Annotated in this window: 13 protein-coding genes; 4 read left to right on the top strand and 9 right to left on the bottom strand. The window is 62.8% G+C overall.

What is annotated here, in order from left to right; genetic code table 11:
* The first annotated feature begins 85 nt into the window (after positions 1–85).
* The 3 genes from CHC01_RS02000 (at position 86) to CHC01_RS02010 (ending at position 5,595) form a co-directional block, all read left to right on the top strand.
* Positions 86–2,260, top strand: coding sequence for a TonB-dependent siderophore receptor (locus CHC01_RS02000; protein WP_089261993.1), 2,175 nt, complete (start codon positions 86–88; stop codon positions 2,258–2,260).
* 99 nt (positions 2,261–2,359) lie between these two features.
* Positions 2,360–3,163 carry an SDR family NAD(P)-dependent oxidoreductase gene (locus CHC01_RS02005; protein WP_089261995.1) on the top strand — a complete coding sequence of 268 codons (804 nt, stop codon included), beginning with the start codon at positions 2,360–2,362 and terminating at the stop codon, positions 3,161–3,163.
* Between the two features lie 182 nt (positions 3,164–3,345).
* Positions 3,346–5,595, top strand: coding sequence for a TonB-dependent siderophore receptor (locus CHC01_RS02010; RefSeq protein ID WP_089261997.1), 2,250 nt, complete (start codon positions 3,346–3,348; stop codon positions 5,593–5,595).
* 30 nt (positions 5,596–5,625) lie between these two features.
* Here the strand turns inward: CHC01_RS02010 and CHC01_RS02015 are convergent, their stop codons facing one another.
* The 7 genes from CHC01_RS02015 to CHC01_RS02045 all read right to left on the bottom strand — a co-directional run bounded on the left by CHC01_RS02015 (position 5,626) and on the right by CHC01_RS02045 (position 11,048).
* Positions 5,626–6,108 carry an anthrone oxygenase family protein gene (locus tag CHC01_RS02015; RefSeq protein WP_089261999.1) on the bottom strand — a complete coding sequence of 161 codons (483 nt, stop codon included), beginning with the start codon at positions 6,106–6,108 and terminating at the stop codon, positions 5,626–5,628.
* A 40-nt stretch (positions 6,109–6,148) separates the two neighbouring features.
* A complete protein-coding gene (locus CHC01_RS02020) occupies positions 6,149–7,348 on the bottom strand; it encodes a multidrug effflux MFS transporter (protein WP_089262001.1) in 1,200 nt (399 codons plus the stop codon).
* A gap of 254 nt (positions 7,349–7,602) precedes the next feature.
* Positions 7,603–8,010 (bottom strand): VOC family protein, encoded by a 408-nt coding sequence (locus CHC01_RS02025; protein ID WP_068733526.1) that lies wholly within the window; start codon positions 8,008–8,010, stop codon positions 7,603–7,605.
* 15 nt (positions 8,011–8,025) lie between these two features.
* The gene (locus tag CHC01_RS02030; protein WP_089262003.1) at positions 8,026–8,427 is read right to left on the bottom strand and encodes a DoxX family protein; all 402 of its coding nucleotides are present in this window, start codon (positions 8,425–8,427) and stop codon (positions 8,026–8,028) included.
* A 171-nt stretch (positions 8,428–8,598) separates the two neighbouring features.
* A complete protein-coding gene (locus tag CHC01_RS02035; RefSeq protein WP_089262005.1) occupies positions 8,599–9,933 on the bottom strand; it encodes an RNA polymerase sigma factor in 1,335 nt (444 codons plus the stop codon).
* Positions 9,930–10,295, bottom strand: a complete 366-nt coding sequence (locus CHC01_RS02040) for a YciI family protein (protein WP_089262007.1) — start codon at positions 10,293–10,295, stop codon at positions 9,930–9,932. The genes CHC01_RS02035 and CHC01_RS02040 overlap by 4 nt, the downstream gene beginning before the upstream one ends.
* Positions 10,296–10,385: 90 nt before the next feature.
* Positions 10,386–11,048 carry a TetR/AcrR family transcriptional regulator gene (locus CHC01_RS02045; protein ID WP_089262009.1) on the bottom strand — a complete coding sequence of 221 codons (663 nt, stop codon included), beginning with the start codon at positions 11,046–11,048 and terminating at the stop codon, positions 10,386–10,388.
* A 99-nt stretch (positions 11,049–11,147) separates the two neighbouring features.
* Between CHC01_RS02045 and CHC01_RS02050 the strand changes: the two genes are divergently transcribed.
* The gene (locus CHC01_RS02050; RefSeq protein ID WP_089262011.1) at positions 11,148–11,798 is read left to right on the top strand and encodes a glutathione binding-like protein; all 651 of its coding nucleotides are present in this window, start codon (positions 11,148–11,150) and stop codon (positions 11,796–11,798) included.
* Here CHC01_RS02050 and phnE (CHC01_RS02055) read toward each other — a convergent pair whose 3' ends face one another.
* Together phnE (CHC01_RS02055) and phnE (CHC01_RS02060) are read right to left on the bottom strand one after the other, a co-directional pair.
* On the bottom strand, positions 11,799–12,647 hold the full coding sequence (phnE, locus tag CHC01_RS02055) for a phosphonate ABC transporter, permease protein PhnE (protein ID WP_089262013.1): 849 nt from the start codon (positions 12,645–12,647) through the stop codon (positions 11,799–11,801).
* The gene (gene phnE / locus CHC01_RS02060; RefSeq protein WP_089262015.1) at positions 12,644–13,528 is read right to left on the bottom strand and encodes a phosphonate ABC transporter, permease protein PhnE; all 885 of its coding nucleotides are present in this window, start codon (positions 13,526–13,528) and stop codon (positions 12,644–12,646) included. The genes phnE (CHC01_RS02055) and phnE (CHC01_RS02060) overlap by 4 nt, the downstream gene beginning before the upstream one ends.
* Between the last annotated feature and the right edge of the window lie 76 nt (positions 13,529–13,604).

Consider the following 13,604-nt stretch of genomic DNA (forward strand, 5'->3'; position numbering starts at 1 on the left):
CTTAGCTGAAAATTAGCTAAGGAGCGTAAGCGTGGCCATTTCTCAAACCTCACAGCGACTCTTCGGAGCGTCTATCGCAGTTCTTATGACCTTCGCGATCGAAGCTCCGGCGCAGGCGCAGAGCCAGCTTCCTCCCGTCGTTGTCGAGCAGGCCAAACCGCGTGCCACGCCGGCACGTCCGCAGCGGTCACAAGCGGCGCGCTCCGCCGCCAGCCGTCGAACTGCAGCGCGGGGGCCGACGGCGCCGGCCGCGACCGCCGCTCCGGCTGCTGCGGCTTTCGAATCCGGCACGGGTCCGGTCCAGGGTTATCTCGCCGGGCAGAGCACCACCGGCATGAAGACCGACACGCCGCTACGCGAAACCGCGCAATCGATTTCGGTCGTGACCGCCGATCGCATGACTGATCAGGGCGTCACCAACATCCAGGAAGCGCTGCGCTATGTGCCCGGCGTGTTCGCCGACGCCTATGGCATGGATTCGCGCGGCGACTATCCGCGCATCCGCGGTCAGGACCCCAATATCTTCCTTGACGGCACCCGCGTCGTGAACACCTTCAAGTTCAGCGAATGGCGGCAGGATCCCTACATGCTGGAGCGCGTCGAGGTGTTTCGTGGGCCTTCCGTGCTGTATGGCGACACTTCGGTGGCCGGCCTGATCAACCTGATCTCGAAGCGGCCACAGCCGGTCAATTTCAACGAGGTTGGCGTGCAGTTCGACAATTTCGGACGCAAGCAGGTCCAGTTGGACACAACGGGCAAACTAACCAAGGACGGCGAATGGTTGTATCGCTTCGTCGGCGTGTTCCGGGACGGTCACCTGCAGACCGATTTCACGCCGGACGACCGCATCCTGCTCGCCCCGTCGCTCACCTGGCGGCCGACCACGAACACCAACTGGACCGTTCAGGGCTTCTATCAAAAAGACAAGACCAGCACGGGGACCGGCTTCCTGCCGCATGAAGGCATGCTCTATCCTGGCCCCAACGGCCTGATCCCGATCACCCGCTTCGCCGGCTATCCCGGCTACGATCTGTACCAGACCGAAACCGCCGCCATCGGCAGCATTTTCGAGCATCACTTCAACGATGCGGTGAAGTTCACGCAGAACCTGCGCTACGCCCATGTCGAGGGCATCTATCGCACCGGTTATTCGAACAGCTTCTCGGCCGATCCCTTCCTTGATCCCGAACGCCGGACGGTTGCGCGTGTCGTCTCCAACAATGAGACGACACGCGATATGCTGACGATGGACAACAATCTGCAGTTCAAGTTCTTCACCGGTCCGGTCAGTCACAAGGTGCTGGTCGGCACCGACTATCGCGAGATCAACGAACGCAGCCGCAGCGGCCAGTTCGACGACCTCACGCCATTCGATCTCTATGCGCCGATCTATACGACGACTGCAGCCCCGACGCTGCTCGACGATCCCCGCGTCCGGCAAAACCAGTTGGGCCTCTATGTGCAGGATCAGTTGCGTTATGGTCCATGGCTCGCCACTCTTGCCATCCGGCAGGATTTCGTCGGCAACTACGTCATCGGCAGCCCCGACGAGGACACCCGCGCAACCACCGGACGCGCCAGCCTGATGTATGAAACGCCGGTTGGCTTCAATCCCTATGTGACCTATGCGACGTCGTTCAATCCGGTGTTCGGCGCCAATGTCTGTGCCGATATCTGCAAGGCACAGCGCGGCGAAATCTATGAGGTCGGTTTCAAGTACAATCCGTTCCCCGGAACTGCGATCAACGGCGCGATCTTCGACACCGTCGAGAAGAACAGGCTCGCTGCCGATCCGGACAACGCGAACTTGTCAATCCAGACTGGCCAGGTTCGCATCCGCGGCGCCGAGCTTGAAGTCATCACCAAGGTCACGCCGGATCTCAACCTGATCGGCGCCTATACCTATCTCGATGCCAAGGTCGAGAGCGGCGACAATACCGGCAAGCACGTCGAGATCGTGCCGGAACAGCAGGCCTCGCTCTGGGGCACCTATCGGCTGTCCGCGCTCGGCCTGCAAGAGGTCACCATCGGCAGCGGTGTGCGCTACATTGGCGTTTCCTGGGATGGCACCGACACGCTGCAGACGCCGGATTACACGCTGTTCGATGCCATGATCAAATACGAGACCGGTCCGTGGCGGCTGCAGATCAACGCCACCAACCTCGCCGACAAGCGCCACATGACCACCTGCCTTGCCCGTGGCGATTGCTTTCCGGGCATGGGACGGACGGTGCTGGGCTCCGCAACCTATCGGTTCTGAACTCCGCACATCGTCACCTGATCGAAGAGTGGCCGGGCTTGTCCCGGCCGCTCACGTTCTCTAAACAGCCCTGCAACGATCAAGACGACAGGGCAGGACATGACCAAGGCTGACGGCAAGGAACAGATTCGCAAGGTGGCACTCGTCACCGGCGCCGCACGCGGCATTGGCCTGGCCGTGGCCAAGCGCTTTCTCGGCGAGGGCTATCGCGTGGCGCTGCTGGATATCGAGGGCGAGCTGCTCGATGCCAGCGTCAAGGCGCTGAACGATCCCGACAACACGCTGGCGCTGCATACGGACGTCTCCGACGCCGCTGCTGTCGACAAGGCCTTTGCCGCCACGCAGGCCCGCTTCGGCCGGCTCGATGCGCTGGTCAACAATGCCGGCATTGCGAATTTCAAGCCTCTGCTCGAGACGACGCTGGAGGAGTGGGAACGCATCATGGCCGTGAACCTCACCGGCCCGTTCCTGTGCACCAAGGCGGCGGCCCCCTTGATGCGCGAGCATGGCGGCGGCGCCATCGTCAACATCGCCTCGATCTCGGCGCTACGCGCGTCCACGCTGCGCGTCGCCTACGGCACCAGCAAGGCCGGCATCATTCACTTCACCAAGCAGTCCGCTGTCGAGCTCGCGCTGCTCGGCATTCGCGTCAATGCGGTGGCGCCGGGCCCGGTGGAAACCGCGATGGCCAAGGCCGTGCATACGCCGGCGATCCGCGCCGATTATCACGATGCGATTCCGCTCAATCGCTACGGCGGCGAGGACGAACTCGCCGACGCCATCTTCTTCCTGTGCAGCGACCGGTCGAGCTATATCACCGGCCAGATGCTGGCGGTCGACGGCGGTTTCGACGCCACAGGCATCGGCCTGCCGACGCTGCGGCGCGAGGGCATCAACGGTTAGCGAAGGTCGGGCCCGGATGACGCGCAGCATCATCCAATTGCACGGCTGCCGATTCGATCGCGCAGCTTTGCCACCTTAGAGAGATACTAATTCCAGACTAATTGTATGACGCCCCGGACGTCTTTCGGCTGCGTCGCTGCGTGATAAGTCGCCTGCATCACTTGGTAATGGGGTGCGGGCAAATGACATTCAAATCTTCCACACATCTGGGATGGCTGGTCGGGACGGCACTGCCGATGCTGGCGCTGATCACGACGCCATCGCAGGCGCAATCGCCGCAAGGCAGCACAGCGTTGCCAGCCGTGGTGGTGGATCAACCCGTTCGACAGGCCGCGCGTGCACGCGCGACCCGCCCATCGACGGCACGCGCGCGTGCAACGCGCCAGGCTGCTGCGCGCAACAATGCGCCAGTTGCTGCTGCCGCCGCGGCTTCCGGCGTTCGTGCGGAAACTGCCACCGGGCCGGTGCAGGGCTATCTCGCCAATCGCGGCATGGGCGGCACCAAGACCGACACGCCACTCCGCGAAACGCCGCAGTCGATCTCGGTCGTGACCGCCGATCGCATCACCGACCAGGGCGGCCTGTCTGTCCAGGAAACCCTGCGCTATGTGCCCGGCGTGACCGCCGATCCGTTCGGCGGCGATGCCCGCGGCGACTACACATTGATCCGCGGCCAGGAGCCGAGCCGCTATCTCGACGGCATGCAGGGCTCGCGGCTTAGCCAGGTGCTGGAATGGCGCCGCGATCCCTATGCGCTGGAGCGCATCGAGGTACTGCGCGGGCCATCGTCCGTGCTGTATGGCGGCTCGTCCACCGGCGGCGTGCTCAACGAAGTATCGAAGCGCCCGCAGGCCGAATCCCGTAACGAGATCGGCGTGCAATATGGTTCCTTCGACCGCAAGCAATTGCAGATGGACTCCACCGGCAAGCTGACCAAGGACGGCGAGTGGCTGTATCGCTTCGTCGGCGTGCTACGCGACTCCAACTCGCAGGTCGACTACGTGCCGAACGACCGCATCCTGCTGGCGCCGTCGTTGACCTGGCGCCCGACCAACGACATCTCCTGGACCGTGCTCGGCAACTACCAGAAGGACAGTTCCAGCTCGTTCAGCGCCTTCCTGCCCATCGAGGGCGTGCTGAAGCCCGGCCCCAACGGCTTCATCCCGGTCAACCGCTTTGCGGGCGAGCCGAATTACGATCGCTACAACATCACCACCGGCGGCGTCACCAGCCTCTACGAGCAGAGCTTCGGCGATGTGCTGAAGATCAAGCAGAGCTTCCGCTACAGCCACACCGACGGCGATTACGCCATCATGTATCCGGACCTGTATTCCAACCCGACCAATCCATTCCTGGATGCCGGCCGGCGTACCGTACAGCGAATCTACTACGCCCGTCAGGCCGCGAAGGACGCCTTCACCTCCGACAGCAATGCCGAAATCAAGCTGCAGACTGGCGCCGTGTCGCACAAGGTGCTGGTGGGCATCGACTATCTCGGCCTGCACGAGAAAACCCGCAGCGGCACCGGCCTCGATCCGCGGCCGTTCGACCTGTATGCGCCGGTCTATAGCAGTTTCTCAGCCTCGCTGACCGACGATCGGCAGGCACAGCAGGGCCAGACCGGCTTCTATGCGCAGGACCAGATGCGGCTGGGACCATGGCTGGCGCTGCTCGGCGTGCGGCAGGACTATGTCAGCTATAGTATCGAGGGACTGCCCACCCAGAACGACAGGGCCACCACCGGCCGCGCCGCGCTGATGTACGAATTGCCGTTCGGCGTGACGCCCTATGTGTCCTGGGCGCAATCGTTCAATCCGATTTTCGGCGCCGGCACCTGCGCCACGTTCTGCAAGCCGGTTCGCGGCGAGCAGTATGAGGTCGGCGTTAAGTACAATCCGTTCGCCGGCACAGCGATCAATGTCGGATTTTACGACACCACCGAGAAGAACCGGCTGTCCGGCGACCCGTCCAATCCGATCTTCTCGATCCAGACCGGCCAGGTGCGGATCAAGGGCGCCGAACTGGAAGTGCTGACCAGCGTCACACCCAATCTCGACCTGATCGGCGCCTATGCCTATACCGACGCGCGGATCGAGTCCGGTGACAATGCCGGCAAGCGCGTAGCCAGCGTGCCACAGCAGCAGGCCTCATTGTGGGGCAAATATCGTCTGGCCTCGCTCGGCCTGCCCGACGTCACCGTCGGCGCCGGCGTGCGTTACATCGGCGAATCCTGGGACGGCATCGACGTGCTACGCACGCCGGACTACACGCTGTTCGACGCCATGGTGCGCTGGGACAACGGCCCGTGGCGGCTGCAGTTCAATGCGACCAATATTGCCGACACACGCAACATCGCCACCTGTCTGTCGTTCGGCGACTGCTTCTACGGCATGGGCCGCACGCTGCTGAGCACCGCGACGTATCGATTCTGAGGCCCGGCACCCGCTTCGCTCAAAAACGCTCTAGAGAACGCGCAGACCCAGCATGAAAAAGGCCAGCGCGCCGGTGGATGCCGCCGTGCGCACGTGGTTCCAGCCGGTCCAGACCGACAGATAGCGCGTCCACAGACTTGCAGTCTCGGCGCTGTCGGCGGGTGCGGCAGCGAGCGCGTCGTTCAGCGGCACGTTGAAGACAACGGTGACGAGGAAGGTACCGACGGTATAGAGCAGCGCACCCGTGACGAGATAGGGTGACGCCGGATGCGACCAGTTCAGTACCGCGATCACAGCGATAATGACGCAGAGCAGCACCGTGCCCATGAAAGCGGTGAGGAACAGCGGGCTGAGAATGGTGCTGTTGATCGACTGCATCGCGGCAATACCGGCCGGCGCTGGCAGCTTGCCGAGCGCGGTCATCACCGTGACCGAGAACACGAAGAACAACCCGGCCATCAGGCCGGAGCCTATCGCTGCCGCAAATGTCAGGCCGAACGACATTCGTTCCATCCTCACCTCGACCCTGTCGGCGCTCAGCCTAGCAGTTTTACTACTCCGCGAGCTGCGGCGAAAGTTCGCGCGGTCGTAGCGTGGCGATACTGACGGCAAGCGCACCAACCGCCGTGCAGGCGATGGTCGCCACCATCGGCAGCGAGGTGCCGTCGAAGAACAGCCCGGACACGCCGATCATCAGACCACCGGTGACCATCTGCAGCGTACCGCCCAAGGCGGAGGCGATGCCGGCGATGGGGCCGTGGTTCTCCAGCGACAGAACCATGGTGGACGGGATCACCAGACCGAGGAAGGCGAAGGACACGAACAGCAGCGGAATCAGTACGGCAAGGCTGGTGAAACCGGCCAGCGTGAGCGCCAGCAGCACGACTGCGAAAAACGCATAGGCCGACACCGCCGCCATCACCACGCGGCCCATGCCGAAGCGGCCACCGAGATAGCCCGCGAATTGCGAGGCGCCAATGAAGCCGATGGCATTGACCGAGAAAGCCAGGCTGTATTGCGTCGGCGTCAGGCCGTAGTGCCCGATATAGACAAAGGACGATGTCGCAAGAAACGCGAAGAAGCTCGCCATGCCGAGGCCACCGATGAAGGTGAGCCCGAGAAAGTGCCAGTCGCGTAGCAGCTCGCCGAAGCTGCCGAGCACATTGCGCACACTGCCCGAGATGCGCTCATGCGCGGGGCGCGTCTCCGGCAGCAGCGAGGCCACCAGCACAAGAGCAATGACGGCTGCGATGGTCGTTGCGACGAACACCGCACGCCAGCCGAACGGCACGATCAACGCGCTGCCGCCGAGCGGCGCGAGAATCGGCGATACCGAGAATACCAGCATCACCAGCGCCATCAGTTTCGTCGCCTCAGGGCCGGTGTGCAGATCGCGAATGATGGCGCGCGGGATCACGCCCATGGCGGCGGCGCCGAGACCCTGGACAAAGCGGAACGCAATCAGCCAGGCTACACCCGGTGCCAGCGCGCAACCGATCGACCCGGCGATGAACAGCGTCAGCCCCGCATAGAGCGGCGCCTTGCGGCCATAGACGTCGGATAGCGGACCATAGGCGATCTGGCACAGGCCGAAGGCGATGAAGAACGCAATCAGCGTCATCTGCGTTGCCGAGGTCGTGGTGTGCAAATCGGCGGTGATCGCAGGCAGCGCCGGCAGATACATGTCGATGGCGAAGGGACCGACGGCGGAGAGCAGGCCGAGCACGACGGCGTTGCGGGTAAAGGCGGACATGGGATTTTCTTTTCTTGTTCAACGTGGCCGCGACGCATCTTCGATCGCTGATCGTGACACGCCGGCTGGGATGAGGAGCAAGGCACAGCCTCTCACAACACCAATGATCTGACGGGGCGCCTTGTAGCGGAAGCGAGCTCTACACGCCAATCAAGCGGTTGGCATCGCGCCCCGCCCCTCACCCGCCGCGAAGACGCGGCGACCTCTCCCCGCGCAAGTGCGGGGAGAGGTTAGACAGAGCGTACGTTGCCCAATCACTCCATCGCGCAGTTGATCATCCAGGGCGCGCCGAATTTATCGACACACATGCCAAATCCCTTTGACCAGAACGTGGCGCCGAACGGCATCTTGATGGTGCCGCCCTCGGACAATGCCGCGAAGACCTTGGCGCCGTCTGCAGGATCCTGAATCTGCAGACAGACCGACATGCCCTGCATCTTCTCAAAATAATCCGGCGGCGCGTCCGAGGCCATGATGACCTCGCCATCGACCGAGATCTGGCCATGCAGAACCTTCTTGGCCATCGACGGCGGCATCTGTTCCGCCGCGGGCGAGCCTTCCACATGCATGATGACGTCGATCTTGGCCCCGATTGCCTTCACATAGAAATTGAGGGCCTCTTCGCAATTGCCGTTGTAGTGAAGATAGGGATTGACCTGCATCGCTCTTTCCTCCGGTTAAAAACTCTGGTTTCGGATCGGGATCATCGCGCGCATGGCGGGATCGCGCAGGTACAGCCCACCCCATGCCATCACGCCGATGTAAAAGCCAAACAACAGATGCGTGAACAGCGGGCTGTCGACGCGCAGATGCGTCGCCATCGCGCCGCCGAGAAGCCCGGTGAGCAGAATGGCGCCGAAAACGGACGTGCGCGGGATCGCGTACAGCAATGCGCAGAGCAGCGTGAGAACGCCAAGGCCGCGCGCCTGCGCCATACTGCCGCTATAGCCGAGCTGCTGCATGGTCTCGGTAACCTCCTTGATCGGCACCAGCTTGATCCCGCCATCCATCACAAGAAAGAGAATGACGAGGCCGCTGAGAATGCGGCCGATCCAAAGCGCGGTACGGGAAACGGGCATGAAATGGTCCTGTGGTTCGAATAGCTGCCGATGTCTCAAAGACGAGCGGCATCGACGTAATCCGACACCGCCATAGAAATTATTCGCGGTGTGTTTTCTTCCCTCCCCCCTTGCGGGGGAGGGTGGCGCGCAGCGCCGGGAGGGGGGTGCCACACACGCCATCGCTTGTGGTTACCCCCCTCCCCGGCCCTCCCCCGCAAGGGGGGAGGGAGCAGAAAGCGTCTCGCCCGTCTTTCGTTTGCGGCTACTGTTCGGCGGCTTGCTCTCCAGCATCAGCCGATCGAGATGCATCCGGATGTGATCGGCCTCCGCCGACGTATTGGCCAGCGCGATGGCGCGGTTGAAGCTTTCTCGCGCTTCATCGTTGCGGCCGAGTTGCATCAGATATGCGCCTTGCACGCCGAAAAAGTGGAAATAGTTCGAGAGCTTTGCGGCCAATGGCGCGATCATCTCCAGCGCGGCTTCGGGACCGCGCACTTTCGAAACCGCCACCGAGCGGTTGAGCGTGATCACCGGCGACGGCTGCAGGATTTCCAGCGAGCCATAAAGCAGGTCGATCTGTGCCCAGTCGGTGTGTTCCGGTTTCGCCGCGCGGGCATGCAACGCGGCAATGGCCGCCTGGATCTGGTAGGCGCCGGTGCGGCGATGGCGCATCGCCTTGTCGATCAAGGCGAGGCCTTCGGCGATCATTTTGCCGTTCCACAGCGTGCGGTCCTGATCGTCGAGCAGCACCAGCGCGCCATTGGCATCGAAGCGCGCCGCCGAACGGGCATATTGCAGCAGCATGAGCGCTGCGAGGCCCATGATCTCCGGCTCGGCCGGAAACAGCTTGAGCAGCAATCGTCCCAGGCGGATCGCCTCCTCGCACAACGGCGCGCGCAGATCGATACTTTCGCCTGACGCCGAATAGCCCTCGTTGAAGATCAGATAGAGCATGGCGGCCACGGCGGCGAGACGCTCGCTGCGCTCCGGCGCGCCCGGCGTCTCGAACGGCACGTTGGCCTTGGCGACGGAAGATTTGGCGCGGGTAATGCGCTGTTCCATCGCAGCGTCCGAGACAAGAAAGGCGCGGGCGATCTGCTTCACCGTCAGGCCCGAGACGATCCGCAGTGCCAGCGCAATCTGCTGTGTCGCCGGGAGTTGCGGATGGCAGCAGATGAACAGCAGCCGCAGAATGTCGTCGCGATAATGCGAGCCATCGAGACGCTCGGCGAGTTCGCTCTCGGCATCATCCAGATCGGATATCGCGTGGTCGTCCTCCGGCAGCGGCTGCTGCTTCGCGCCACGGCGGATATCGTCGATAGCGACGTTGCGACCGACCATGATCAACCAGGCCGCGGCATCGCGCGGCGGCCCATTTTGCGGCCAAGTCTTCAGCGCGCGCAGGCAGGCGTTCTGGAACGCCTCCTCCGCGGTATCAAGGTTGCGGAAATAGCGCAGCAGCGCGCCAAGCGCCTGGGGACGCGCCGAGGTCAGCGCCGCATCGATCCAGGCGACATCGGTCATGGCTGGAACGCTCCGTGGAAGACGCCGATCGGGCGAATTTCATAGGCGCCGCCGGGATTGGCGCGGCCGAGGTCCTGCGCAATCTCCAGCGCGCCGTCGAGATTTTCTGCCTCGACCACATAGAAGCCGAGCAACTGTTCCTTGGTTTCAGCGAATGGGCCGTCCAGCACCACCGGCGGCTCGTCCTTACGCAACGTTGTCGCCGCGGTGGTCGGCAGCAGTCGCGCCACGGGACCGAGCCGGCCCTGCTGCGCGAGCTTGCCGTGCACAACGGCAAGCCTCGCCATCACGGCGTCGTCTTCGTCCTTCGACCAGCCGCCGACAACGGCTTCATCATGGTAGCAGAGGATGGCGTAAAGCATGGGGTCTCCTTGGATGAAAGACGGTCGACATCGTGCGATCCCGACAGGTTAGCGGAAATTATTGTTGGGAGCGCGGCGACGTGGAACACGTCATGCGGAGGACCGGCATAACAGGCCGACCGCCTTCTGCACGAACGCCTCCAGCTCTGCGCGCGGAACACCGGCACGGGACCGGATCGAGAGCATATTCAGTATCGCAGACGCCATCTGCGACAGCGTGGGAACATCGATCGTCTCCGGCAATTCGCCGCGCGCGACGGCGGTCTTGAAACACCAGCCAAAGGCGTCATCGAGCTCGACAAAATTTTCGCGCATCATCGCGCCGATCTCCGGATCGGCGATAGCGTCGGACGCCACCGTCATGACAGCAAAACAGCCGCGCGGCGCGGTATCGCCTGTGGTGTAGATGTCGAGTGCCGCATCGAAGAACCGGCGCAGCCGCTCCCGGATGTCGATATCGGCCTTGAAGATCGCGATGACCCGGACGGTGTAGTCGTCGCGATAGCGCTGGTAGCTCTTGATATAGAGCGCGCGCTTGTCGCCGAAGGCGCCGTAGAGCGACGGCCGGTTCATGCCGGTCACTTCGCTGAGATCGTCGAGCGACGTCGCCGCATAACCGCCTTTGCGAAACAACGCCAGCGCCTGCCCGATCGCCACGTCGGGCTCATAGGCGCGTGGCCGGCCGCGGCGCTTCGGCTCGGTGGGCACCTCCGGCTTCGCCACGACGACGGGCTTTTTCTTTTTTTGTACCATTTCGCATTAAATTCCTTGACCAGAGTTATATTATGCGAGACGGTACGAAAATCAACCGGCGGACAGGTCGTAATAGTCCGCTATCTCAAGGAGGCTTCCATGGATCTGTATTTCTCCCCGATGGCCTGTTCGATGGCCACCCGCATCGCGCTGTATGAGGCCGAAGCCGGCGCCGATGCCCGGTTCTTCGAGGTCGATCCACTGAACAAGGAGGTGCGCAACGACGGTTCGGATTTCCGCGACGTGAATCCGCTCGGTCTGGTGCCGACGCTGCGCACCGACGATGGCGTCATCCTCACCGAGAATGCTGCGATCCTGCAGCATGTCGCCGACTGGTTTCCGCACTCCCCCATCGCCGCGGGTTCGGGCCTCGACCGCAGCCGGCTGCAGCAGTGGCTGTGTTTCATCGGCACCGAGCTGCACAAGGGCCTGTTCGTGCCGCTGCTGGCCAAGAAGGCGCCCCCGGAGATGAAGGCCTATGCACTACAAAGCGGGTTGTCGCGGCTGACCTATCTGGAAAACCATCTCACCGGACGCAACTTCCTGCTCGACAGGTTCAGCGTCGCCGACGCCTATCTTGTCACGGTGCTGAACTGGACGATGGTGTTGCCGGAGATCGATCTGAACAACTGGCCGGCGATCAAGGCCTATCACAAGCGCCTGCGCGAGCGGCCGAGCATCGTGCGCGCGGTTGCCGAAGAGTTCGAACTGTTCAAGGCCGAACAGGAGCGCCACAAAGCGGCGGCGTGATCACGCCACCGCGCGGCGGCCGATGATGGCAAAGCGCAGTCGGCTGGAAATCCAGTCGATTGCCGCCACCGCGACCAGGATCATCAGGATCAGAAACGAGACCTTCTGCCATTCCAGCACGCGGATCTGCTCGGCGAGCTGAAGACCGATGCCGCCCGCGCCAACGATACCGATGATGGTGGCGGAGCGGGTGTTGGACTCGATGAAATACAGCACCTGACCGGCAATCACCGGCAGCACCTGCGGCATCAGGCCGAAGCGAATCTCATGCAGCGCGCTGCCACCGGAGGCGCGGATGCCTTCGACCTGTTTCTTGTCGGCAGCCTCAATAGCCTCCGAAAACAATTTGCCGAACGCGCCGAAATCCGAAATCGCGATCGCCAGCACGCCGGCAAACGGGCCGAGACCGACGACATTGATCCAGACCAGTGCCCAGATCAGCGTATCGACACCGCGGATCGAATCCAGAAACCGCCTGACCGGAAAGCGCAGCCAGGCCGACGGAATGACGTTACGCGCGGCCAGCAGGCTGACCGGCAGCGCGAACACCGCGGCCAAAGTCGTGCCCAGCAAGGCGATCGACAGCGTCTCGCCCATCGCCTGCAGATAGGCAGGCAGCGACGAACCGGGATTCGGCGGGATCATCATCATGGTGATCCAGCCGAGTTCGCGCAGGCCGGTCCACATCCGCGCCGGCGAGAAATCGAGTTCATTGAGCCCAAAGATGAACAATGCCAGCGCCGCGACCAGGATGGCGGGCACACCGGCGCGCGACGCCATCGGGCGGTTGAAGACATCGGGATAGCGCCCGCGCAACGCGGGGGTATTGACGTCAGGCTGCCTGCTCATGATCTGGCTTCCTTGCCGAACAGACGGCCGCGCAGCCAGCCGGTGCCGATATCGATGATAAACACGGTAACGATGATCATCAGCAGAATCGCACTGACGTCGGAATAGTAGAACTTTCTGACAGCAACGACGAGTTCCTGGCCGATGCCGCCGGCGCCGACGAAGCCCATCACGGAGGCACCACGCACATTGATCTCGAAGCGCAGCAGCGTGTAGCTCGCAAATCCGGCCGCGACCTGCGGCAGCACCGCAAAGCGCATGCAGTCGATCCAGCCCGCTCCGGTCGAGCGAATTCCTTCCACCGGCTTCATGTCGATATTCTCGACGATCTCGCCATAGAGCTTGCCGAGCGCCCCAACGCAGTGGATCGCAATGGCCAACACGCCGGCCATCGGGCCAAGGCCAAAGGCGATGACGAAGATCAGCGCGAACACGATATCCGGCACGGTCCGGCAGAATTCCATGAAGCGGCGCACGGCAAAGCGCAGCGGCACTGAGGGCGCAGTGTTCTCGGCCGCGAGAAAATTGAGCCCGAAGGCCAGCACAGCACCGATCAGCGTGCCGACATAGCTGATCAGCACGGTCTCGCCGAGCAGCGACAGCCACTTCTTCCAGCCCCAGAACCATTCATTGACGTCGGTCCAGACCCGGGCGCCGGCCTCAAGCGTGAAGATACGATCGAAATAACTGCCGAAATTTCCGATCTTCTCCACAAAAGTCCTGAGATTGACCTCGGCGCCCAGCGCCGCGACGAACAGCGCTGCAAAGCAGGCCGCCACAACGAACAGCGTGCGCAACCGACGACGCGCCACCGCCTTGCGATAGGCGTCGTTCAGCACAGCGAGCTGCGGAGCTGGAAGGATGGAAACGGCGGCGGACATGATGTGCGGGCCTATCTGGGATCAAACACAGAAAAGGAGCCGGACCATTTCTGATCCGGCTCCCTTCAATCGTCTG

It is taken from the genome of Tardiphaga sp. OK246 (assembly GCF_900188215.1).
In the GTDB taxonomy this organism is placed as follows: Bacteria; Pseudomonadota; Alphaproteobacteria; order Rhizobiales; family Xanthobacteraceae; genus Tardiphaga; species Tardiphaga robiniae.

Coding starts and splice junctions, on each gene's coding strand:
- CHC01_RS02000 (WP_089261993.1), top strand. CDS start 86: ATGACCTTCGCGATCGAAGCTCCGGCGCAGGCGCAGAGCCAGCTTCCT.
- CHC01_RS02005 (WP_089261995.1), top strand. CDS start 2,360: ATGACCAAGGCTGACGGCAAGGAACAGATTCGCAAGGTGGCACTCGTC.
- CHC01_RS02010 (WP_089261997.1), top strand. CDS start 3,346: ATGACATTCAAATCTTCCACACATCTGGGATGGCTGGTCGGGACGGCA.
- CHC01_RS02015 (WP_089261999.1), bottom strand. CDS start 6,108: ATGGAACGAATGTCGTTCGGCCTGACATTTGCGGCAGCGATAGGCTCC.
- CHC01_RS02020 (WP_089262001.1), bottom strand. CDS start 7,348: ATGTCCGCCTTTACCCGCAACGCCGTCGTGCTCGGCCTGCTCTCCGCC.
- CHC01_RS02025 (WP_068733526.1), bottom strand. CDS start 8,010: ATGCAGGTCAATCCCTATCTTCACTACAACGGCAATTGCGAAGAGGCC.
- CHC01_RS02030 (WP_089262003.1), bottom strand. CDS start 8,427: ATGCCCGTTTCCCGTACCGCGCTTTGGATCGGCCGCATTCTCAGCGGC.
- CHC01_RS02035 (WP_089262005.1), bottom strand. CDS start 9,933: ATGACCGATGTCGCCTGGATCGATGCGGCGCTGACCTCGGCGCGTCCC.
- CHC01_RS02040 (WP_089262007.1), bottom strand. CDS start 10,295: ATGCTTTACGCCATCCTCTGCTACCATGATGAAGCCGTTGTCGGCGGC.
- CHC01_RS02045 (WP_089262009.1), bottom strand. CDS start 11,048: ATGGTACAAAAAAAGAAAAAGCCCGTCGTCGTGGCGAAGCCGGAGGTG.
- CHC01_RS02050 (WP_089262011.1), top strand. CDS start 11,148: ATGGATCTGTATTTCTCCCCGATGGCCTGTTCGATGGCCACCCGCATC.
- phnE (WP_089262013.1), bottom strand. CDS start 12,647: ATGAGCAGGCAGCCTGACGTCAATACCCCCGCGTTGCGCGGGCGCTAT.
- phnE (WP_089262015.1), bottom strand. CDS start 13,528: ATGTCCGCCGCCGTTTCCATCCTTCCAGCTCCGCAGCTCGCTGTGCTG.